The sequence below is a fragment of the Streptomyces sp. NRRL WC-3549 genome (assembly GCF_000721935.1).
In the GTDB taxonomy this organism is placed as follows: Bacteria; Actinomycetota; Actinomycetes; order Streptomycetales; family Streptomycetaceae; genus Streptomyces.
In genome coordinates, this window is record NZ_KL585387.1 from 186,142 (window position 1) to 207,271 (window position 21,130).

15 protein-coding genes and 2 pseudogenes are annotated in these 21,130 nt (G+C 70.8%); 14 read left to right on the plus strand and 3 right to left on the minus strand.

All coding sequences use genetic code 11. The annotated features are described in order from the left end of the window. The 14 genes and pseudogenes from IH13_RS0106250 to recQ form a co-directional block, all read left to right on the plus strand. On the plus strand, positions 1 to 580 hold a 580-nt coding region (locus IH13_RS0106250), incomplete at its 5' end, for an NADH-quinone oxidoreductase subunit C (RefSeq protein ID WP_031081734.1). Next, positions 580 to 1,902, plus strand: a complete 1,323-nt coding sequence (locus IH13_RS0106255; RefSeq protein ID WP_031081736.1) for an NADH-quinone oxidoreductase subunit D — start codon at positions 580 to 582, stop codon at positions 1,900 to 1,902. The genes IH13_RS0106250 and IH13_RS0106255, both read left to right, overlap by 1 nt. Positions 1,903 to 1,928: 26 nt before the next feature. Beyond that, the gene (gene nuoE, locus IH13_RS0106260; RefSeq protein ID WP_031081738.1) at positions 1,929 to 2,753 is read left to right on the plus strand and encodes an NADH-quinone oxidoreductase subunit NuoE; all 825 of its coding nucleotides are present in this window, start codon (positions 1,929 to 1,931) and stop codon (positions 2,751 to 2,753) included. Beyond that, positions 2,753 to 4,126: an NADH-quinone oxidoreductase subunit NuoF gene (gene nuoF, locus IH13_RS0106265; protein WP_031081740.1), complete on the plus strand. Its 1,374-nt coding sequence runs from the start codon at positions 2,753 to 2,755 to the stop codon at positions 4,124 to 4,126. The genes nuoE and nuoF overlap by 1 nt, the downstream gene beginning before the upstream one ends. Next, positions 4,123 to 5,472 (plus strand): annotated as a pseudogene (locus tag IH13_RS46010) (NADH-quinone oxidoreductase subunit G); the annotation flags it as partial. The gene nuoF and the pseudogene IH13_RS46010, both read left to right, overlap by 4 nt. Before the next feature lie 31 nt (positions 5,473 to 5,503). Beyond that, a pseudogene (locus IH13_RS46015) lies at positions 5,504 to 6,598 on the plus strand (molybdopterin-dependent oxidoreductase); the annotation flags it as partial. Further along, entirely contained in the window at positions 6,595 to 7,998 is a 1,404-nt protein-coding gene (gene nuoH, locus IH13_RS0106275) for an NADH-quinone oxidoreductase subunit NuoH (RefSeq protein ID WP_031081742.1), read from the plus strand. The pseudogene IH13_RS46015 and the gene nuoH, both read left to right, overlap by 4 nt. Further along, complete coding sequence (gene nuoI / locus IH13_RS0106280) at positions 7,991 to 8,587, plus strand: NADH-quinone oxidoreductase subunit NuoI (RefSeq protein WP_037840827.1); 597 nt, start codon at positions 7,991 to 7,993, stop codon at positions 8,585 to 8,587. Before nuoH ends, nuoI begins: the two co-directional genes overlap by 8 nt. Continuing rightward, positions 8,584 to 9,465: an NADH-quinone oxidoreductase subunit J gene (locus tag IH13_RS0106285; protein ID WP_031081745.1), complete on the plus strand. Its 882-nt coding sequence runs from the start codon at positions 8,584 to 8,586 to the stop codon at positions 9,463 to 9,465. The genes nuoI and IH13_RS0106285 overlap by 4 nt, the downstream gene beginning before the upstream one ends. After that, positions 9,462 to 9,761, plus strand: a complete 300-nt coding sequence (gene nuoK, locus IH13_RS0106290) for an NADH-quinone oxidoreductase subunit NuoK (protein ID WP_031081747.1) — start codon at positions 9,462 to 9,464, stop codon at positions 9,759 to 9,761. The genes IH13_RS0106285 and nuoK overlap by 4 nt, the downstream gene beginning before the upstream one ends. Before the next feature lie 12 nt (positions 9,762 to 9,773). After that, positions 9,774 to 11,720, plus strand: coding sequence for an NADH-quinone oxidoreductase subunit L (gene nuoL, locus IH13_RS0106295; protein ID WP_031081749.1), 1,947 nt, complete (start codon positions 9,774 to 9,776; stop codon positions 11,718 to 11,720). A gap of 4 nt (positions 11,721 to 11,724) precedes the next feature. Continuing rightward, entirely contained in the window at positions 11,725 to 13,320 is a 1,596-nt protein-coding gene (locus IH13_RS0106300) for an NADH-quinone oxidoreductase subunit M (protein ID WP_031081752.1), read from the plus strand. Beyond that, positions 13,317 to 14,981, plus strand: a complete 1,665-nt coding sequence (gene nuoN, locus IH13_RS0106305; RefSeq protein ID WP_199814609.1) for an NADH-quinone oxidoreductase subunit NuoN — start codon at positions 13,317 to 13,319, stop codon at positions 14,979 to 14,981. The genes IH13_RS0106300 and nuoN overlap by 4 nt, the downstream gene beginning before the upstream one ends. Before the next feature lie 118 nt (positions 14,982 to 15,099). After that, positions 15,100 to 17,097, plus strand: coding sequence for a DNA helicase RecQ (gene recQ, locus IH13_RS0106310; protein ID WP_031081755.1), 1,998 nt, complete (start codon positions 15,100 to 15,102; stop codon positions 17,095 to 17,097). 13 nt (positions 17,098 to 17,110) lie between these two features. Here recQ and IH13_RS0106315 read toward each other — a convergent pair whose 3' ends face one another. From IH13_RS0106315 to IH13_RS36855, 3 genes are all read right to left on the minus strand, one after another. Beyond that, complete coding sequence (locus IH13_RS0106315) at positions 17,111 to 17,728, minus strand: Uma2 family endonuclease (protein ID WP_031081756.1); 618 nt, start codon at positions 17,726 to 17,728, stop codon at positions 17,111 to 17,113. 159 nt (positions 17,729 to 17,887) lie between these two features. Continuing rightward, positions 17,888 to 19,117, minus strand: a complete 1,230-nt coding sequence (gene fahA / locus IH13_RS0106320; protein ID WP_031081757.1) for a fumarylacetoacetase — start codon at positions 19,115 to 19,117, stop codon at positions 17,888 to 17,890. Between the two features lie 113 nt (positions 19,118 to 19,230). After that, positions 19,231 to 21,130, minus strand: a 1,900-nt coding sequence (locus tag IH13_RS36855) for a CocE/NonD family hydrolase (protein WP_031081758.1), incomplete at its 5' end; no start/stop codon positions are given.

A 21,130-nucleotide genomic window follows, 5' to 3' on the forward strand; every position in this document is an offset into this window, starting at 1 on the left:
CTCCGTGACCCTGCCGGGCGCCGCCTCCCGGCCGTACGGCGGCTGGTTCGACGAGGTGGCCGACGAGTTGGAGGGGGCCCTGGAGGAACAGGACCTGCTCCCCTCGGAGGCCATCGAGAAGACGGTCGTCGACCGGGGCGAACTCACCTTCCACATCGCCCGCGAGCACCTGCCCCGGGTCGCCCGCACCCTGCGCGACGACCCCGCCCTGCGCTTCGAGCTCTGCACCGGGGTGAGCGGGGTCCACTACCTGGGGGACAAGGGCCGCGAGCTGCACGCGGTCTACCACCTGCGGTCGCTGACCCACGGGCGGCTGATCCGCCTGGAGGTGTCCACCCCGGACAGCGACCCGCACATCCCGTCCCTCGTCGAGGTCTACCCGACCAACGACTGGCACGAGCGTGAGACCTACGACTTCTTCGGGCTGGTCTTCGACGGGCACCCCGCCCTCACCCGGATCATGATGCCGGACGACTGGCAGGGCTTCCCGCAGCGCAAGGACTACCCGCTCGGCGGCATCGCCGTCGAGTACAAGGGCGCCCAGATCCCGGCTCCGGACCAGCGGAGGTCGTACAGCTGATGACCACTTCCCAAGCATCCTCACGCACCACGACCGAGGGGACCGTGTACACGGTCACCGGCGGCGACTGGGACGAGGTCGTCGAGTCCGCCGCCAAGGCCGACGACGAACGCATCATCGTCAACATGGGCCCCCAGCACCCCTCCACGCACGGCGTGCTGCGGCTGATCCTGGAGATCGACGGCGAGACCGTCCAGGAGGCCCGCTGCGGTATCGGCTACCTCCACACCGGCATCGAGAAGAACCTGGAGTTCCGCAGCTGGACCCAGGGCACCACCTTCGTCACCCGTATGGACTACCTGACCCCGTTCTTCAACGAGACGGCGTACTGCCTCGGGGTCGAGAAGCTGCTCGGCATCGAGGACCAGGTCCCCGACCGGGCCACGATCCTGCGCGTGCTGCTGATGGAGCTCAACCGGATCTCCTCCCACCTGGTGTGCGTCGCCACCGGCGGCATGGAGCTCGGCGCCACCACGATCATGATCTACGGCTTCCGGGACCGTGAACTCGTCCTCGACCTCTTCGAGCTGATCACCGGCCTGCGGATGAACCACGCCTTCATCCGGCCCGGCGGACTCGCCCAGGACCTGCCGCCCGGCGCGGTCGACCGGATCCGCGAGACCGTCGCGACCCTGAAGAAGAACCTGCCGGAGTACGACAAGCTCGCCACCGGCAACCCCATCTTCAAGGCCCGCATGCAGGACGTCGGCTACCTCGACCTCGCCGGCTGCATGGCGCTCGGCGCCACCGGCCCGGTCCTCAGGTCCGCCGGCCTTCCGCACGACCTGCGCCGGACCGATCCGTACTGCGGCTACGAGACCTACGACTTCGAGGTGCCGACCGCGGACACCTGCGACGCCTACGGCCGCTTCCTCATCCGCCTGGAGGAGATGCGGCAGTCGCTGAGGATCGTCGAACAGTGCCTGGACCGGCTGGAGCCGGGGCCGGTCATGGTCGCCGACAAGAAGATCGCCTGGCCCGCGCAGCTCGCGCTCGGCCCCGACGGCCTCGGCAACTCCCTCGACCACATCAAGAAGATCATGGGCACCTCCATGGAGGCCCTGATCCACCACTTCAAGCTGGTGACCGAGGGCTTCCGGGTCCCGCCCGGACAGACGTACACCGCCCTGGAGTCCCCCAAGGGCGAACTCGGCGTGCACGTTGTCTCCGACGGCGGCACCCGCCCCTTCCGGGTCCACTTCCGCGACCCGTCCTTCACCAACCTGCAGGCCATGGCGGCGATGTGCGAGGGCGGCCAGGTCGCCGACGTCATCGTCGCCGTCGCGTCCATCGACCCCGTGATGGGAGGCGTCGACCGGTGACCGCGTCCGACCAAGTCAGCCTGGGGATGCCGCAGCTCCCCGCCCCCGCCTACCCGGACGACGTACGGGCCCGGCTCGAAGCGGACGCGAAGGAGGTGATCGCCCGCTACCCCGGCAGCCGTTCGGCCCTGCTCCCGCTGCTGCACCTGGTGCAGTCCGAGGAGGGGTTCGTCTCCCGTACGGGCATGGCGTTCTGCGCCGAACAGCTCGGCCTCACCACCGCCGAGGTCACCGCCGTGGCCACCTTCTACACGATGTACCGGCGCAGGCCGAGCGGTGACTACCAGGTGGGCGTCTGCACCAACACCCTGTGCGCGGTCATGGGCGGTGACGCCATCTTCGACCGGCTCAAGGAGCACCTGGGCGTCGGCAACGACGAGACCACCGAGGACGGCAAGGTCACGCTCGAACACATCGAGTGCAACGCGGCCTGCGACTTCGCGCCCGTCGTGATGGTCAACTGGGAGTTCTTCGACAACCAGACGCCCGAGAGCGCCACCCGGCTCGTCGACGACCTGATCGCCGGCCGGACGGTCGAACCCACCCGCGGCGCACCCCTGTGCACGTACAAGGAGACGGCCCGCATCCTGGCCGGCTTCCCCGACACCCGCCCCGGAGCCGTCGAGGCCACCGGCGGGGCGGGCGCCGCCTCGCTGGTCGGGCTGAAGCTCGCCAAGGGCGAGGACGTGGGGCAGGCACGGGTGGTCGGCCCCCGGGGCGAAGCCCCCCGGGACGCCCCGCCGCACGACCCGTCGCCCACCGAGCACCTCAGCTCGCACGACGCACCGCAGCAGACATCGGCCTCCGACCCGGCGAACCCGGCCGGACCCGCAGCCGAGGAGGGGGAGTGATGACGTTGGCCGCCGAGATCGACAAGAACGGAACCAGCCCGGAGAAGCTCCTGTCCCCCGTCCTGTCGGCCTTCTGGGACGAGGCGGAGCCCTGGACCCTGGACACCTACCGCCGTCACGAGGGCTACGAGGGGCTGCGCAAGGCGCTGGCCATGACTCCGGACGACCTCATCGCGTACGTCAAGGACTCCGGACTGCGCGGACGCGGCGGCGCCGGCTTCCCCACCGGCATGAAGTGGCAGTTCATCCCGCAGGGCGACGGCAAGCCGCACTACCTGGTGGTCAACGCCGACGAGTCGGAACCCGGCACCTGCAAGGACATGCCGCTCCTCTTCGCCAACCCGCACAGCCTCATCGAGGGCATCGTGATCGCCTGTTACGCGATCCGCTCCTCGCACGCCTTCGTCTATCTGCGGGGCGAGGTCGTCCCCGTGCTGCGCCGGCTGCACGAGGCGGTCCGGGAGGCCTACGAGGCCGGCTACCTCGGCAAGGACGTCCTGGGCTCCGGGCTCGACGTCGAACTCACCGTGCACGCGGGCGCCGGCGCCTACATCTGCGGTGAGGAGACGGCGTTGCTCGACTCCCTCGAAGGACGGCGCGGCCAGCCCCGGCTGCGTCCCCCCTTCCCCGCGGTCGCCGGTCTGTACGCCTGTCCCACCGTGGTGAACAACGTCGAGTCCATCGCCTCGGTTCCCGCGATCCTGAACAAGGGCAAGGACTGGTTCAGGACGATGGGCAGCGAGAAGTCCCCGGGCTTCACGCTGTACTCGCTCAGCGGCCACGTCACCAGCCCCGGCCAGTACGAGGCCCCGCTCGGCATCACCCTGCGTCAGCTGCTCGACATGAGCGGCGGGATGCGGGCCGGGCACCGGCTGAAGTTCTGGACCCCGGGCGGCTCCTCCACCCCGATGTTCACCGAGGAACACCTCGACGTCCCGCTGGACTACGAGGGAGTCGGCGCCGCCGGCTCCATGCTCGGCACCAAGGCCCTCCAGTGCTTCGACGAGACCACCTGCGTGGTCCGCGCCGTCACCCGGTGGACCGAGTTCTACGCCCACGAGTCCTGCGGCAAGTGCACACCCTGCCGTGAGGGGACGTACTGGCTCGTCCAGCTGCTCCGCGACATCGAGGCCGGCAAGGGAGAGATGGCCGACCTCGACAAGCTGAACGACATCGCCGACAACATCAACGGCAAGTCGTTCTGCGCCCTCGGCGACGGCGCCGCCTCGCCGATCTTCTCCTCGCTGAAGTACTTCCGCGAGGAGTACGAGCAGCACATCACCGGCAAGGGCTGCCCCTTCGATCCGGCCAGGTCGACCCTCTGGGCCGACGACACAGACGACACGAACGCTCACCGGGGGGTGAACGCATGACAGTCACCACGAGTGCGCCCTCCGGGGGCGGCGAGGCGGCCGTCCCGCCCGAGGACCTCGTCACGCTGACCATCGACGGCATCGAGATCAGCGTCCCCAAGGGGACGCTGGTCATCCGGGCCGCCGAGCTCCTCGGCATCGAGATCCCGCGCTTCTGCGACCATCCGCTGCTCGACCCGGCCGGTGCCTGCCGGCAGTGCATCGTGGAGGTGGAGGGCCAGCGCAAGCCGATGGCCTCCTGCACCATCACCTGCACCGACGGCATGGTCGTCAAGTCGCAGATCACCTCGCCGGTCGCCGAGAAGGCCCAGAAGGGGGTGATGGAGCTCCTGCTCATCAACCACCCGCTGGACTGCCCGGTCTGCGACAAGGGCGGCGAGTGCCCCCTGCAGAACCAGGCGATGTCGCACGGCGGCACCGACTCCCGCTTCGACGGCCTGAAGCGCACCTTCGAGAAGCCGGTCCCGATCTCCACCCAGGTGCTGCTGGACCGCGAGCGGTGCGTGCTCTGCGCACGCTGCACCCGGTTCTCCAACCAGGTCGCCGGCGACCCGATGATCGAGCTGATCGAACGCGGGGCGCTCCAGCAGGTCGGTACGGGCGAGGGCGACCCGTTCGAGTCGTACTTCTCCGGCAACACCATCCAGATCTGCCCGGTCGGGGCGCTCACCTCGTCGGCGTACCGGTTCCGCTCCCGGCCCTTCGACCTGGTGTCGTCGCCGTCGGTGTGCGAGCACTGCGCCGGCGGCTGCGCGACCAGGACCGACCACCGGCGCGGCAAGGTCATGCGACGGCTCGCCTCCGACGACCCCGAGGTCAACGAGGAGTGGATCTGCGACAAGGGCCGCTTCGGCTTCCGCTACGCCCAGCAGCGCGACCGGCTCACCACCCCGCTGGTGCGCAACGCGGACGGCGTGCTGGAGACGGCGAGCTGGCCCGAGGCGCTCAGGGCGGCGGCGGACGGCCTGGCGGCCGCGCGCGGCCGGACCGGTGTCCTCACCGGCGGCCGGCTGACCGTCGAGGACGCCTACGCGTACAGCAAGTTCGCACGCGTCGCCCTCGGCACCAACGACATCGACTTCCGGGCCCGGACCCACAGCGCCGAGGAGGCCGACTTCCTCGCCGCGCGGGTGGCCGGGCGCGGACGCGATCTGGACGGCACCGGGGTCACCCACACCTCGCTGGAGAAGGCACCGGCCGTCCTGCTGGTGGGCTTCGAGGCCGAGGAGGAGGCGCCCGGCGTCTTCCTGCGGCTCCGCAAGGCGCACCGCAAGCGCGGACAGCGGACCTTCGCGCTCGCCCCCTACGCCACCCGGGGCCTGGTCAAGGCGGGCGGCACCCTGCTCCCCCTGTCTCTTAGATGTGTATAAGAGACAGACCGAGGCGCTGCGCGGTGAGGGCGCCGTGATCGTCGTCGGCGAGCGGCTCGCCGGGGTACCCGGGGCGCTGACCGCGGTACTGCGCACCGCCGCGGCCACCGGCGCCACGCCGGTGTGGATCCCGCGCCGGGCAGGCGAACGCGGAGCGCTGGAGACCGGCGCGATCGCCTCGCTGCTGCCCGGCGGCCGTCCGGCGACCGACCCGCGGGCCCGCGCGGAGGTGGCGTCCGTCTGGGGCGTGGCCGAACTCCCCGCCCGCCCCGGCCGCGACACCGGCCAGATCGTGGAGGCCGCCGCCACCGGCGAGCTGGCCGCGCTGCTGGTCGCGGGCGTCGACCCGGAGGACCTGCCCGACCCGGGGCGGGCGCTGACGGCCCTGGACGAGGTCGGGTTCCTGGTCTCGCTGGAGCTGCGGCCGGGCGCGGTCACCGAGCGCGCCGACGTGGTGCTGCCCGTCGCCGCCGTCGCGGAGAAGCCCGGCACCTTCCTCAACTGGGAAGGGCGGGCCCGGATGTTCGAGGCCGCGCTCAAGCCCGAGCAGCTGCCGCGGACGCTCTGCCCGACCGACGGCCGGGTGCTGCACATGCTGGCCGACGCCCTCGACGTGCACCTGGGGCTGCCCGACCTGAGGGCGGCCCGCCGGGAGCTCGACCGGTTCGCCGGATGGCAGGGCTCGCGCGCTCAGGACCCCCGGGAGTCCTCCCGGCCGCTGCCCCGGCCCGGTGACGGCGAGGCGGTCCTGGCGGGCCACCGGCTGCTGCTCGACCGGGGCCGGCTCCAGGAGGGCGACGAGGCGCTGGCCGGTACCCGGCACGCGGCCGTCGCCCGGCTCTCCGCCGCCACCGCGGCCGAGGCCGGGGTGGCGGACGGCGACCTGCCCGCCGTCAGCGGCCCCGCCGGCAGCACCGAACTCCCGCTGGCCGTCACCGCGATGCCGGACCGGGTGGTCTGGGTGCCGCTCGACTCGGTCGGCCGGGGCGTACCCGCCGACACCGGGGCGCGGCCGGGCGGGCTGGTCCGTATCCACCCGGCCAGGCCCGGCTCCCACGCCGTGCCGGAGGACGCAGTCGTGACATCGGAGGTAGGAGAGTGACCGGCCTCGCCCAACTCGCCGCGGCGCCCGGGGGTGCCGTACTGGCCGCCGAGGATCTCTCGATGTTCGGCACGGACCCGTGGTGGCTCGTCGTCGTCAAGGCGGTGTTCTGCTTCGCGTTCCTGATGGTGACGGTGCTCTTCGCCATCGTGTGGGAGCGCAAGGTCGTCGCCTGGATGCAGCTGCGCGTCGGCCCGAACCGGCACGGCCCCTGGGGCCTGCTCCAGTCGCTCGCCGACGGCGTGAAGCTGATGCTGAAGGAAGACGTCGTCGTCAAGCGGGCCGACAAGGTCGTCTACGTCCTGGCCCCGATCGTCGCCGCCGTACCGGCGTTCATGGCGATCGCCGTGATCCCGTTCGGGCCGTCCGGCAACGAGGTCTCGATCTTCGGCCACCGTACGACGATGCAGCTCACCGACCTGCCGATCGCGATGCTGTACATCCTCGCGGTCGCCTCCATCGGCATCTACGGCATCGTGCTGGCCGGCTGGTCGTCGGGATCGACGTACCCGCTGCTCGGCGGCCTGCGCTCGTGCGCCCAGATGATCAGCTACGAGATCGCGATGGGCGCCGCGTTCGCCTCGGTGTTCCTCTACTCCGGGTCGATGTCGACCTCGCAGATCGTCGAGGCGCAGCAGGACCGCTGGTTCGTCATCCTGCTGCCGGTCTCCTTCATCATCTACGTCGTCACGATGGTCGGCGAGACCAACCGCGCCCCGTTCGACATGCCCGAGTCCGAGGGCGACCTGGTCGGCGGGTTCAACACCGAGTACTCGTCGATCAAGTTCGCGATGTTCATGCTCGCCGAGTACGTCAACATGGTCACCGTCTCGGCGGTCTCCGCGACCCTGTTCCTGGGCGGCTGGCGTGCCCCGTACCCGATCAGCACCTTCTGGGAGGGCGCGAACCACGGCTGGTGGCCGATGCTCTGGTTCGTCGTCAAGGTCCAGCTGCTGCTCTTCTTCTTCATCTGGCTGCGCGGCACCCTGCCCCGGGTCCGCTACGACCAGCTGATGAAGCTCGGCTGGAAGGTCCTCATCCCGGTCGCCGTGGTCTGGCTGATGATGGTCGCCACCGTCCGGGCCCTGAGCAACGAGGGGTACGACTTCTCCCGGATCGTGCTGTACGTCGTCGGGGCCGTGATCGCGATCCTGCTGATCTCCTTCGTCGCCGACGTCTTCCGCGACCGCAAGGCCAAGGCCGCCGAGGAGGCGGCCGGACCCGAGCCGGCGTTCGACCCGATGGCGGGCGGGTTCCCGGTGCCGCCGCTGCCCGGCCAGACCCTGCCGCCGGTGCCGCGCCGCAGGCCGCGTCGGGAGCGGGAGCTCGTTGTCAGTGGCGGGCCTGATACTCAGAGTGACGATCTCGCGGGTAACGGAAAGGAGGCCGACGGTGTCTGAGCCATCGGAGCCCTCAGGGGACACGTTCATGAATCCGGTCGCCGGCTTCGGCGTGACCTTCAAGGCCATGTTCAAGAAGCGGCTGACCGAGCAGTACCCGGAGACGCCGAAGGTGACGGCGCCGCGCTTCCACGGCCGGCACCAGCTCAACCGCCACCCCGACGGCCTGGAGAAGTGCATCGGCTGCGAGCTGTGCGCCTGGGCCTGTCCCGCCGACGCGATCTACGTGGAGGGCGCGGACAACACCGACGAGGAGCGGTACTCCCCGGGCGAGCGCTACGGCCGCGTCTACCAGATCAACTACGCGCGCTGCATCCTCTGCGGGCTGTGCATCGAGGCGTGCCCCACCCGGGCGCTGACCATGACCAACGACTTCGAGCTGGCCAACACCACCCGCGCGAGCCTCATCTACACCAAGGACGAGCTCCTCGCCGGGCTGGAGGAGGGCATGGTCGACAGCCCCCACGCCATCTTCCCCGGCACGGACGAACAGGACTACTACCGGGGCCTGGTGACCGAGGCGGCACCGGGCACGGAGCGTCAGACCGCCGTCTCCAAGGGCGAGTCCGAGAAGGAGGTGGACGCGTGAGTGCCTCCCTGGCCGCAGCCGCCTCCGCCACGTCGACGGGCGAGGCCGTCCAGTTCTGGCTGCTCGGCACCGTCGCCGTCATCGGGGCGCTCTCCACCGTCCTGATGAAGAAGGCGGTGCACAGCGCGCTGTCGCTCGCCGCCACCATGATCGTGCTGGCGGTCTTCTACCTCGCCAACGGCGCCTACTTCCTGGGCATCGTCCAGATCGTCGTCTACACCGGCGCGATCATGATGCTGTTCCTCTTCGTCGTCATGCTCGTCGGTGTCACGGCCGCCGACTCCCTGAAGGAGACCATCAAGGGCCAGCGCTGGCTGGCCGCCGGCTGCGGGCTCGGCTTCGGCGTCCTGCTGATCGCCGGGATCGGCCAGGCGTCGCTGCGCAGCTACAACGGCCTCGGCGCCGCCAACGCCCTGCACGGCGGGAACGTCGAGGGCCTGGCCAACCTCATCTTCACCAAGTACGTCTTCGCGTTCGAGATCACCGGCGCCCTGCTGATCACGGCGACCGTCGGCGCGATGCTGCTCACCCACCGCGAGCGCACCGAACGCGCCAAGACCCAGCGGGAGCTGTCGAAGGAGCGGGTGCGCAGCAGCCACCTCCCGCCGCTTCCGGCCCCCGGCGTCTACGCCCGGCACAACGCCGTGGACATCGCCGGTCTGCTCCCGGACGGCACCCCGTCCGAGCTCACCGTCATGCAGACGCTGCGCCGCCGCGGGCAGATCCGTGACGTGTCCGGCGAGGCGCTCGCCGACCTCAAGGCACTGGAACAGCGCTCCGGCGAGCGGCTGGGCCGCGGCCCGGCCGACCGCGCCGAGGTGTCCCGGGGCCACGCACCCGAGGCCCACGCAGAAGAAGGGGAGGAGGTCGCCAAGTGAATCCGGTCAACTACCTCTACCTCGCGGCCCTTTTGTTCACGATCGGTGCATCCGGGGTGCTGATCAGGCGGAACGCGATCGTGGTGTTCATGTGCATCGAGCTGATGCTGAACGCCTGCAATCTCACGCTCGTCTCGTTCTCCCGGATGCACGGCAACCTCGACGGCCAGATCCTCGCCTTCTTCACGATGGTCGTCGCCGCCGCGGAGGTCGTGGTCGGGCTCGCGATCATCGTGTCGCTGTTCCGCTCCCGCCACTCGGCCTCGGTCGACGACGCCAGCCTGATGAAGCTGTAAGGGGTCGCAGTCGTGGAAAACCTGATCGCGCTGCTGGTCGCGGCGCCCTTGCTCGGAGCGGCGGTCCTGCTCTGCGGCGGCCGCCGGCTCGACCGGTCCGGCCACTGGATCGGTACGGTGCTCGCCGCCGCGTCCTTCGTCGTGGGGGCGGTGCTCTTCACCGACATGCTGGGCAGGGGCGCGGACGACCGCGCCCTGCACCAGAAGCTGTTCAGCTGGATCCCCGTCGAGGGGTTCCAGGCCGACGTGGCCTTCCAGCTCGACCAGCTGTCGATGACGTTCGTCCTGCTGATCACGGGTGTGGGCACGCTGATCCACATCTACTCCATCGGCTACATGGAGCACGACGAACGCCGCCGCCGCTTCTTCGGCTACCTGAACCTGTTCCTCGCGGCGATGCTCGTCCTGGTCATCGCCGACAACTACCTCCTGCTGTACGTCGGATGGGAGGGCGTCGGCCTCGCGTCGTACCTGCTCATCGGCTTCTGGCAGCACAAGCCCAGCGCGGCCACCGCCGCGAAGAAGGCCTTCCTGGTCAACCGGGTCGGCGACATCGGGCTGTCCATCGCGATCATGCTGATGTTCACCACCTTCGGCACCTTCGCCTTCGGGCCGGTGCTGGCGGCGGCCGGGGACACGGGCGAGGGCAAGCTCACCGCGATCGGCCTGATGCTGCTCCTGGCGGCCTGCGGCAAGTCCGCCCAGGTCCCCCTGCAGTCCTGGCTGGGTGACGCGATGGAGGGCCCGACCCCGGTCTCGGCCCTCATCCACGCCGCCACGATGGTCACCGCGGGCGTCTACCTGATCGTCCGCTCCGGCGCGATCTTCAACGCCGCCCCGGACGCCCAGCTGGTCGTCACGATCGTGGGCGCGGTCACCCTGCTCTTCGGTGCGATCGTCGGTTGCGCGAAGGACGACATCAAGAAGGCCCTGGCCGGGTCGACGATGTCGCAGATCGGCTACATGATCCTCGCCGCGGGCCTCGGCCCCGTCGGATACGTCTTCGCGATCATGCACCTGGTGACGCACGGCTTCTTCAAGGCGGGCCTCTTCCTGGGCGCCGGCTCGGTCATGCACGGCATGAACGACGAGGTGGACATGCGCAGGTACGGCGGTCTGCGGAAGTACATGCCGGTCACCTTCGTCACCTTCGGCCTCGGCTACCTGGCGATCATCGGCTTCCCCGGCCTGTCCGGCTTCTTCTCCAAGGACAAGATCATCGAGGCCGCGTTCGCCAAGGGCGGCGCCGAGGGCTGGATCCTCGGTTCGGTGGCCCTGCTGGGCGCCGCGATCACCGCGTTCTACATGACGCGCGTGATGCTGATGACGTTCTTCGGCGAGGAGCGCTGGCGCCACGCGGCCACCCCGTCACCGGCCGAGCCCGACGTGGAGCCCGCCGCCGAGACGCGGGGCGCCCACACCGAGCCGCACCCGCACGAGTCGCCGAAGTCGATGACGATCCCGATGATCGTGCTGGCCTTCGGGTCGGTCTTCGCCGGAGGGCTCTTCTCCGTGGGCGACCGGTTCCTGCACTGGCTGGAGCCCGTCACCGGACACGACCACGGCGACTCCCCGGTCAGCGCCACCACGGTCACGGCGGCCACCATGGTGGTCCTCGTCATCGGGGTCGCCGTCGCCTGGGCCATGTACGGGCGCAAGCCGGTCCCGGCCGTCGCCCCGCGCGGCTCGCTGCTCACCCGGGCGGCCCGCCGCGACCTGCTCCAGGACGACTTCAACCACGTGGTCCTGGTCCGCGGCGGCGAGCACCTCACCCGGTCCCTGGTCTACGTCGACCACACCCTGGTCGACGGCGTCGTCAACGGCACGGCCGCCTCGACGGGCGGGCTCTCCGGCCGGCTGCGCAAGCTGCAGAACGGCTACGCCCGCTCCTACGCGGTCTCGATGTTCGGCGGTACGGCGGTACTCATCGCCGCGACCCTGCTGATGAGGGCGGTCTGATCCCATGTCCTTTCCCCTCCTGACAGCGACGGCGGCCCTGCCGGCGATCGGAGCCATCGTCACCGCCGCCGTACCGGCCGGGCGCCGCACGGCCGCCAAGTGGACGGCGCTGCTCTTCTCACTGGGCACCCTCGTCCTGGCCGGCCTGGTCTTCGCCCGCTTCGAACCCGGCGGCGACCGCTACCAGCTCACCGAATCGCACTCCTGGATCAAGGACTTCGGCGTCCGGTACGACCTGGGGGTCGACGGCATCGGGGTGGCGCTCCTCGGGCTCACCGCGCTGCTGATCCCCTTCGTCATGCTGGCCGGCTGGCACGACGCCGACCCCCTGGCCGCGTCCGACAGCGACTCCGCCGCGGGCCGCACCAACCGCTGGCGCCCCACCCAGGGCTTCTTCGCCCTGATCCTCATGGTGGAGGCGATGGTGATCCTCTCCTTCGAGGCCACCGACGTCTTCCTCTTCTACATCCTCTTCGAAGCCATGCTCATCCCGATGTACTTCCTCATCGGCGGCTTCGGGGACCGGGCGCACGCGGGCAGCGACGAGAACGCGGCGGCCCAGCGCAGCTACGCGGCCGTCAAGTTCCTCCTCTACAACCTGGCCGGCGGGCTCATCATGCTGGCCGCCGTCATCGGCCTCTACGTCGTCGCCGGCAGCTTCTCGCTCCCCGAGATCGCCGAGGCGCGGGCCAACGGCTCACTGGGGATGGCCGGCAGCACCGAGAAGTGGCTGTTCCTCGGCTTCTTCTTCGCCTTCGCGGTGAAGGCCCCGCTGTGGCCGCTGCACACCTGGCTGCCCAACGCCATGGGGGAGTCGACCGCCCCGGTCGCCGTCCTGATCACCGCGATCGTCGACAAGGTCGGCACCTTCGCGATGCTCCGCTACTGCCTCGGGCTCTTCCCGGACGCCAGCAAGTGGGCCACGCCGGTGATCCTGGTGCTCGCCCTGGTGTCGATCATCTACGGGGCGCTGCTCGCCGTCGGCCAGCGCGACATCAAGCGGCTGATCGCCTACGCGTCGATCTCGCACTTCGGCTTCATCGTGCTGGGCATCTTCGCGATGACCAGCCAGGGCCAGTCGGGCGCCACGCTCTACATGGTCAACCACGGGATCTCGACCGCCGCGCTGATGCTCGTTGCCGGCTTCCTGATCACCCGGCGGGGATCGCGCCTGATCGCCGACTACGGCGGGGTGCAGAAGGTCGCGCCGGTGCTGGCCGGGACCTTCCTGATCGGGGGACTCGCCACGCTCTCGCTCCCCGGACTCGCGCCCTTCGTGAGTGAGTTCCTGGTCCTGGTCGGCGCGTTCAGCGCGTACCCGGCGGTCGGCGTCGTGGCCACCGTGGGCATCGTGCTCGCCGCGCTCTACGTCCTCGTCCTCTACCAGCGGACGATGACGGGCCCGGTCCGGGAGAGCGTCCGGGCCATGCCCGACCTCAGGGTCCGTGAGCTGGCGGTGGCCCTTCCGCTGATCGCCCTGCTGATCTTCCTGGGCGTCTTCCCGAAGCCGGTCGCCGACGTGGTCAACCCGGCGGTGCAGCACACCATGCAGGACGTACAGAAGAAGGACCCCCAGCCCGAGGTGGAGGCCGCCAAGTGAGCGCAACAGCTGTCCACAGCCTGTGGACGACGGCGGGCGAGGTGACGTCGGCGGCGCCGGGCGACCGCTTCACCGCGCCGACCATCGAATACGCCCAACTGGCGCCCGTCCTGATCGTGGTCGGCGTCGCCGTCCTGGGTGTCCTCGTCGAGGCCTTCGTGCCCCGCCGCCACCGGTACACCACCCAGGTGTCCCTGACGGTCGTCGCCCTGGCGGCGTCGTTCGCCGCGGTCATCGGGCTCGCCGCCGACGGATACGCCACCAAGAGCGCGCACATCGCCGCCATGGGGGCCATCGCCGTCGACGGCCCGGCCCTGTTCCTCCAGGGCACGATCCTGCTCGTCTCGATGGTGTCCGTCTTCACCTTCGCCGAGCGGCGCCTGGACCCGGCCGCCGGGGGCAACCGGGTCGACTCCTTCGCGGCCCAGGCCGGTTCGGTCCCCGGGAGCGACAGCGAGAAGGCCGCGGTCAGGGCCGGGTTCACCACCACCGAGGTCTTCCCGCTCGTCCTGTTCTCGGTGGCGGGCATGCTGGTCTTCCCGGCCGCCAACGACCTGCTGACCCTCTTCGTGGCCCTGGAGGTCTTCTCCCTCCCGCTCTACCTCCTGTGCGCCGTCGCCCGCCGCAAGCGGCTGATGTCGCAGGAGTCCGCGGTGAAGTACTTCCTGCTCGGCTCCTTCTCCTCGGCTTTCCTGCTCTTCGGCATCGCCCTGCTCTACGGTTACGCGGGCACCGTCTCCTATGCGGGCATCGCCCACGTGGTCGACGCCGGGGTCCAGGAGATCGACCCGGCGCTCGCCGACACCATGGGCAACGACGCGCTGCTGCTCATCGGCGGGGCGCTGATCCTCATGGGCCTGCTCTTCAAGGTCGGCGCCGTGCCGTTCCACATGTGGACCCCGGACGTCTACCAGGGGGCGCCCACCCCGGTCACCGGCTTCATGGCCGCGGCCACCAAGGTCGCCGCGTTCGGCGCGCTGCTGCGCCTGCTGTACGTGGTGCTGCCGGGTCTCACCTGGGACCTGCGCCCGGTCATGTGGGGCGTGGCCATCCTCACGATGGTGGGCGGCGCGGTCGTCGCGATCACCCAGACCGACGTCAAGCGGCTGCTCGCCTACTCCTCGATCGCGCACGCCGGCTTCATCCTCGCCGGTGTCATCGCGGCCAGCCCGGAGGGCATCTCCTCGGTCCTCTTCTACCTGGGCGTGTACTCCTTCGTGACCGTCGGCGCCTTCGCCGTCGTCACCCTGGTGCGCGACGCGGGCGGAGAGGCGACACACCTGTCGAAGTGGGCCGGTCTCGGCCGCCGCTCTCCGCTGACCGCGGCGGTCTTCGCGGTCTTCCTGCTGTCCTTCGCCGGTATCCCGCTGACCTCCGGCTTCTCCGGCAAGTTCGCCGTCTTCAAGGCGGCGGCGGACGGCGGCGCGTCCGGACTGGTCGTGGTCGGTGTGATCTCGTCGGCCATCGCCGCGTTCTTCTACCTCCGCGTCATCGTGCTGATGTTCTTCAGCGAGCCGAAGGCGGACGGCCCCACGGTCGCCGTCCCGTCCCCGCTGACGATGACCACCATCGCGGTGGGGGTCGCCGTCACCCTGGTGCTGGGCCTCGCCCCGCAGTACTTCCTGGACCTGGCGAGCCAGGCCGGCGTGTTCGTGCGGTAACGGCGAGGACACGCCGCGACGCCGGACGGGCCTGACGGAAGTCAAGCCCGTCCGGCGTTGTCGTAGGCGGCGCCTATGGTTGCTGTGGACGGGTGAAGACGGACGGACGGGCGCGACCATGAGTGTGACGACCGAGAGCGCTGCGCGGCAGACGCTGCACCGGGTGTTCGGGTACGAGGCGTTCCGCGGCGAACAGGGCGCGGTGATCGACCATGTGGTCGCCGGGGGTGACGCGGTCGTCCTCATGCCCACCGGCGGCGGCAAGTCCCTCTGCTACCAGATCCCCGCCCTGGTCAGGCCCGGCACCGGCATCGTGATCTCCCCGCTGATCGCCCTCATGCAGGACCAGGTGGACGCGCTGCGGGCGCTCGGCGTCCGCGCCGGTTTCATGAACTCCACCCAGGACTTCGACGAGCGCCGCTCGATGGAGGCCCAGTTCCTGGCCGGTGAGCTGGACCTGCTGTACCTGGCCCCCGAGCGGCTGCGCCTGGACTCCACCCTCGCACTGCTCGCCCGCGGTGAGATCTCCGTGTTCGCGATCGACGAGGCGCACTGCGTCGCCCAGTGGGGCCACGACTTCCGCCCCGACTACCTGGCCCTGTCGGTGCTGGGGGAGCGCTGGCCCGACGTCCCGCGCATCGCCCTGACGGCCACGGCGACCGGCGCCACGCACCGGGAGATCACCCAGCGCCTCGGTATGCCCGAGGCGAAGCACTTCGTGGCCAGCTTCGACCGCCCCAACATCCAGTACCGCGTCGTGGGCAAGTCCGACCCCAAGAAGCAGCTGCTCACCTTCCTCCAGGAGGAGCACCCGGGGGACGCGGGCATCGTCTACTGCCTCTCGCGCAACGCCACGGAGAAGACCGCCGAGTACCTCTGCCGCAACGGCATCGAGGCCGTGCCGTACCACGCGGGCCTGGACGCCGGGACGCGCGCCGCCCACCAGTCCCGCTTCCTGCGGGAGGAGGGCCTGGTCGTCGTCGCGACGATCGCCTTCGGCATGGGCATCGACAAGCCCGACGTCCGCTTCGTCGCCCACCTCGACCTCCCCAAGTCCGTCGAGGGGTACTACCAGGAGACCGGCCGCGCGGGCCGCGACGGGGCGCCCTCCACGGCCTGGATGGCGTACGGCCTCCAGGACGTCGTCCAGCAGCGCAAGCTGATCCAGGGCGGGGAGGGCGACGAGGCGTTCCGGCGCCGGGCGTCCGCGCACCTCGACTCGATGCTGGCGCTCTGCGAGACCGTGCAGTGCCGCCGGGCCCAGCTTCTGACCTATTTCGGCCAGGAGCCCTCCGAGGAGTCCTGCGGGAACTGCGACACCTGCCTCACCCCGCCGGAGACCTGGGACGGCACGGTGGTCGCGCAGAAGCTGCTGTCCACCGTCGTCCGGCTGAAGCGGGAGCGGAACCAGAAGTTCGGGGCCGGCCAGATCATCGACATCCTGCTGGGCCGCAAGACCGCGAAGGTCATCCAGTTCGACCACGACCAGCTCTCCGTCTTCGGCATCGGCGAGGAGCTGGCCGAGGCGGAGTGGCGGGGCGTGGTGCGCCAGCTGCTGGCGCAGGGGCTGCTCGCGGTCGAGGGGGAGTACGGCACGCTGGTGCTGACCGAGGAGAGCGGATCGGTGCTCGGCCGGGAGCGCGAGGTCCTGCTCCGCAAGGAACCGAAGAGGCCGACGGCCAAGACGTCCACCCGCGGCGAGCGCAAGGGGAAGCAGGCGCCCGTCGACCTCCCGGCCGAGGCGGTCCCGGTCTTCGAGGCGCTGCGCGCCTGGCGCGGGGCCCAGGCGAAGGAGTTGGGCCTCCCGGCGTACGTGATCTTCCATGACGCGACGCTGCGCGAGATCGCGGCCCTGCGGCCCGGGTCCCTGGCGGAGCTGGGCGGCGTCAGCGGCCTGGGGGAGAAGAAGCTCGCGACGTACGGCGAGGGGGTCCTGGAGGTGCTGTCCGGGCTGGACGCCCCGGAGCCGGCCCCCGCGGCCGTCCCGGCCGCGGTCCCGCAGCAGGCACCGGCACCGCAGGCACCGGCACCGGCGGAGCCGGCCGCCCCCGCACGGGCGGCGGCCGAGCCGGACCGGCACCTCGGCTGGGACGAGGAGCCGCCGGAGTTCGACTGACCCGCGACGGCCCTTACGCCGGATGCTCCGGGGCGGGCGCCCGGCGGCGGGAGACGATCGCGGTCAGGTCGAGGTCGACGGTGAAGGGGGTGGAGACCTTCATCCGGTCGTGGAAGATCCCGGTGGAGGTGTAGGCCCCGGTGGCGGGCTCCAGTTCGAAGACATAGACGACCGCCCGGCCGTCCACGTTCTCCACCCGCCAGTAGTGCGGGATCCGCGCCCGCGCGTACTTCACGGGCTTCGTCTCCCGGTCACGGGTGACGGACTCGTCGGACACCACCTCGATGGCCAGCAGCACGCTCTCGGCGGGGAACCGCGTCTGCCGCAGACTCTCGACCGCGTCCGCGCGCACGACGACGACATCAGGTTCGGGCCGGTTCTGGAAGTCGATGTCGATGGTGAACTCGCGGACGACCTCCAGCTCGGGCGGCGCCAGCGACTGCAACTGCCAGGTGAAGAAGTCGACCGCCCGTGAATGGAACAGTGTCTGCGGACTCATGAAGACGAGACTCCCGTCGATCAGCTCCGTGTGCGGAGGCAGATTCGGGAGTGTGTCCAGGTCATCGGCGGTCCAGCCGCCCACGGGCGGAACCGCCCACCGCGGCTCGGGTGCCTCGGGTTCGACGCTCATCAGTGCTCCCATAAGAAGGAGTCTTGCGGGTCGGTCCAGCGTATCCGCCGAGAACCGGATCAGGCCCACCCGCACGTGTGCACGAGTCACGCGTCGTTGACCGGTGCCCCGGCGGTACACGACGAGAAGGGCCGCGTACCGCCGGGGCACCCCGACGGGTCACCCCGCCGCCACGATCCGCCCGGTCACCTCGCCCAGCCCCACCCGCGTCCCGTGCGGCCCCGGCGCCCAGGCGGTCAGCGTGACCGTGTCGCCGTCCTCCAGGAACGTCCGCCTGCCGCCGGGCAGCTCCAGCGGATCGCGGCCGTTCCAGGTGAGCTCCAGCAGCGACCCGCGCTGCCCCGGCTCCGCACCGCTGACCGTGCCGGAGCCGTACAGGTCGCCGGTGCGCAGCGAGGCGCCGTTCACCGTCATCTGAGCCAGCTGCTGGGCCGCCGTCCAGTACATGGAGGCGAACGGCGGCTCGGCGACCGTCTGCCCGTTGACCGCGACCGAGATCCGGATGTCGAAGCCGCCCGGTTCCTCCTCGTCCGCGTCCTCCAGGTACGGCAGCAGCGGGAAGTCCCGGGCCGGCGGCGCGGTGCGGGCGGCGTCCAGGGCCTCCAGCGGGGTCACCCACGCCGACACGGAGGTGGCGAAGGACTTGCCGAGGAACGGACCCAGCGGCACGTACTCCCACGCCTGGATGTCCCGGGCCGACCAGTCGTTGAGCAGGCTGAGCCCGAAGACGTGCTCCCGGAAGTCGCCGAGCGCGACCGGGGCGCCCTGCGCGGACGGGACGCCGACGACGAAGCCGACCTCCGCCTCGATGTCCAGCTTCACCGACGGCCCGAAGACGGGCGCCGGGTCCGTGGGCGCCTTGCGCTGTCCCGAGGGGCGCACCACATCGGTGCCGGAGACCACGACGGTGCCCGCCCGGCCGTGGTAACCGATCGGCAGGTGCTTCCAGTTGGGGGTGAGCGCGTCGCCGTCCGGGCGGAAGATCCTGCCGACGTTGGTGGCGTGGTGCTCGCTGGCGTAGAAGTCGACGTAGTCGGCGACCTCGTACGGCAGGTGCAGCGTCACCGACTCGACCGGGTACAGCAGCGGCTCGATGTCCGCGCGGTGCGCGGGCACGGACACCCAGGCGGTCAGTGCGCGCCGGACGTCACGCCAGGCGGTGCGCCCGGCCGCCAGCAGCGGCATCAGGCTCGGCTGCGCCAGCAGTTGGGCGTAGGGCGAACCGAGCGCGTGCGCGGCGGCGCCGGCGTCCAGCACATGGCCGCCGATGCGGACGCCGACCCTGCGGTCCGCCGGGTGCCCGGGGGTGGAGAACACGCCGTACGGGAGGTTGTGCGGACCGAAGGGATCGCCCTCGGCCAGATCGAGCGGGCTGCTCTGCTCGGGCATCTGTTGCTGCCTCGCTTTCCAGGTCGCTTGAGGGACACGTTACGTGGGCACCACCACCCGGCGGCACCGCCCCAACGACGCGTAATGCCCGGAAAGTTACCCGATAACCTGGTTCAGCCGGCCGTCCTCGGGATCCTCTTCTCCCAGGTCCGGTGGAAGACGACCTCGCCACCGTCCCGGCACACGACCTCGTTGGACGTGATGAAGTCGTGTGCGTCCGCCGAGGTCTCCGAACGCGTTTCGACCCGCACGTCCCAGGCCATCTCCGGGCGGTGCAGCCGGATCGTCCAGTCGGAGCGCGCCCGGGCGGACAGCGGGTCGTCCTCCTGGATCGTGTACGTCTCCACGGCGTCCTCGGTGAACTCCAGGCCGTCCGGGTAGACCCGGGTGCCGCCGTAGCGCGGGTCCACCTCCAGGCGCCACTCGCCCTTGGCCACGTCCCGGACCACCAGCCGCTCCGGGCGCTGCTCGTCGAGGGTGGCCGGGTACACGACGCCCAGCGGCTCCGACTGCTCGGGCTCGCCGAAGGTGATCCCCGGGTCCTCGGTGTACCGGCGTACCGGGAGCTCGATGCCGCTGCCGTCGGCCTCCAGGGTGAAGCCCTCCGAGCCGGCCTGCGGCCAGATCCACGGCCAGTACGAGGAGGAGACGGCGATCCGGATGCGGTGGCCGCGCGGGAACGTGTGTCCGATGCCGTTCAGCTCGAACGTCACGTCCTCGGTCTCTCCGACGGGCCAGTCCTCCGTGCGGTCGCGTCCGTGCCGGGCCGCCAGGTTGAGGGCGCCCCGGGTCACCAGCGTGGAGGCCCCGTCCGGGGCGACGTCGCAGAGCCGGGCGATGACCTGGCCGCGCGGCACGTCCATCCGCAGGCGCAGCCGCACCCGGGGCCGGCCCAGGATCTCGACCGGGCCGTCCTCGACGGGGAACTCGAAGCACACCGACTTGGCGTCCTCGTCGCGCTGGTCCGGCGGCAGGTCCGCGTCGTTGCCGAACGGGAAGAACCGGCCGGCGTCCAGCCCGGTCTGCTGCGGCGACCGGACGATCTGCGCGCCGCCCGTCAGCGCGTAAGCCACCGGGGTCACGTGCTCCGAGGGCCAGGAGGCGTCACCGACCCAGCGGCCCGGCAGCGTCGGGTAGGCCGTGGCCGGCCGGTGCGAGCCGCTGATCCAGGACCGCAGCAGGGGCTCGTTCATCACCCCGGTGTCCTTGTCCTTCAGATGCTGGTCCCACCAGCGCAGCGTCTCCTGGAGGAAGCCGATCGCGGGCCCCGGCGGCAGCCCCCGGTCCGGGTACTGGTGCGACCAGGGGCCGATCAGCCCGCGTACCTGCCCCGGCTCCAGGTGCTCCACGAGGCGCAGGACGGTGTCCCGGTACGGGTCGTGCCAGCCGCCGACCGCCAGGACCTTCGCCTTGATCGCGCCGTAGTCCTCGCAGACGCTGCCGTGCTTCCAGTAGGCGTCGCGGGTCTGGTGCGCCAGCCAGGTGTGGATGAACGGGTCGACGGCCTCCAGCCGTTCCAGCCACATCTGCCGCCAGTCGTCGCCGACGTCCGCCGGGTCCGGCGGGCGGCAGACGAAGGCCAGCATGGTGGCCGCCCAGGCGTGCATGTCGACGCCGAGGAGGGAGCCGCCCATGTAGTGGACGTCGTTGTCGTAGCGGTCGTCGGCCGAGCAGACCGTGACGATCGCCTTCAGCGGTTCGGGGGCGAGCGCCGCGATCTGGAGGGAGTTGAAGCCGCCCCAGGAGATGCCGAACATGCCGACCTTCCCCGAGCACCACTCCTGCCGGGCGAGCCACTCCACGACGGCCACGCCGTCGGCGAGCTCCGTCGCGTCGTACTCGTCGCCCGGCATCCCCTCGCTGTTGCCGTGGCCGCGCACGTCGACGCGTACGGAGGCGTAGCCGTGGCCCGCGTACCAGGGGTGGCGCTGCCAGTCGCGGGGAGCCGTCCAGTCGCTGAGCCGGTAGGGCAGGTACTCCAGCAGCGCGGGCACCGGCTCGTCGGTGACCGGC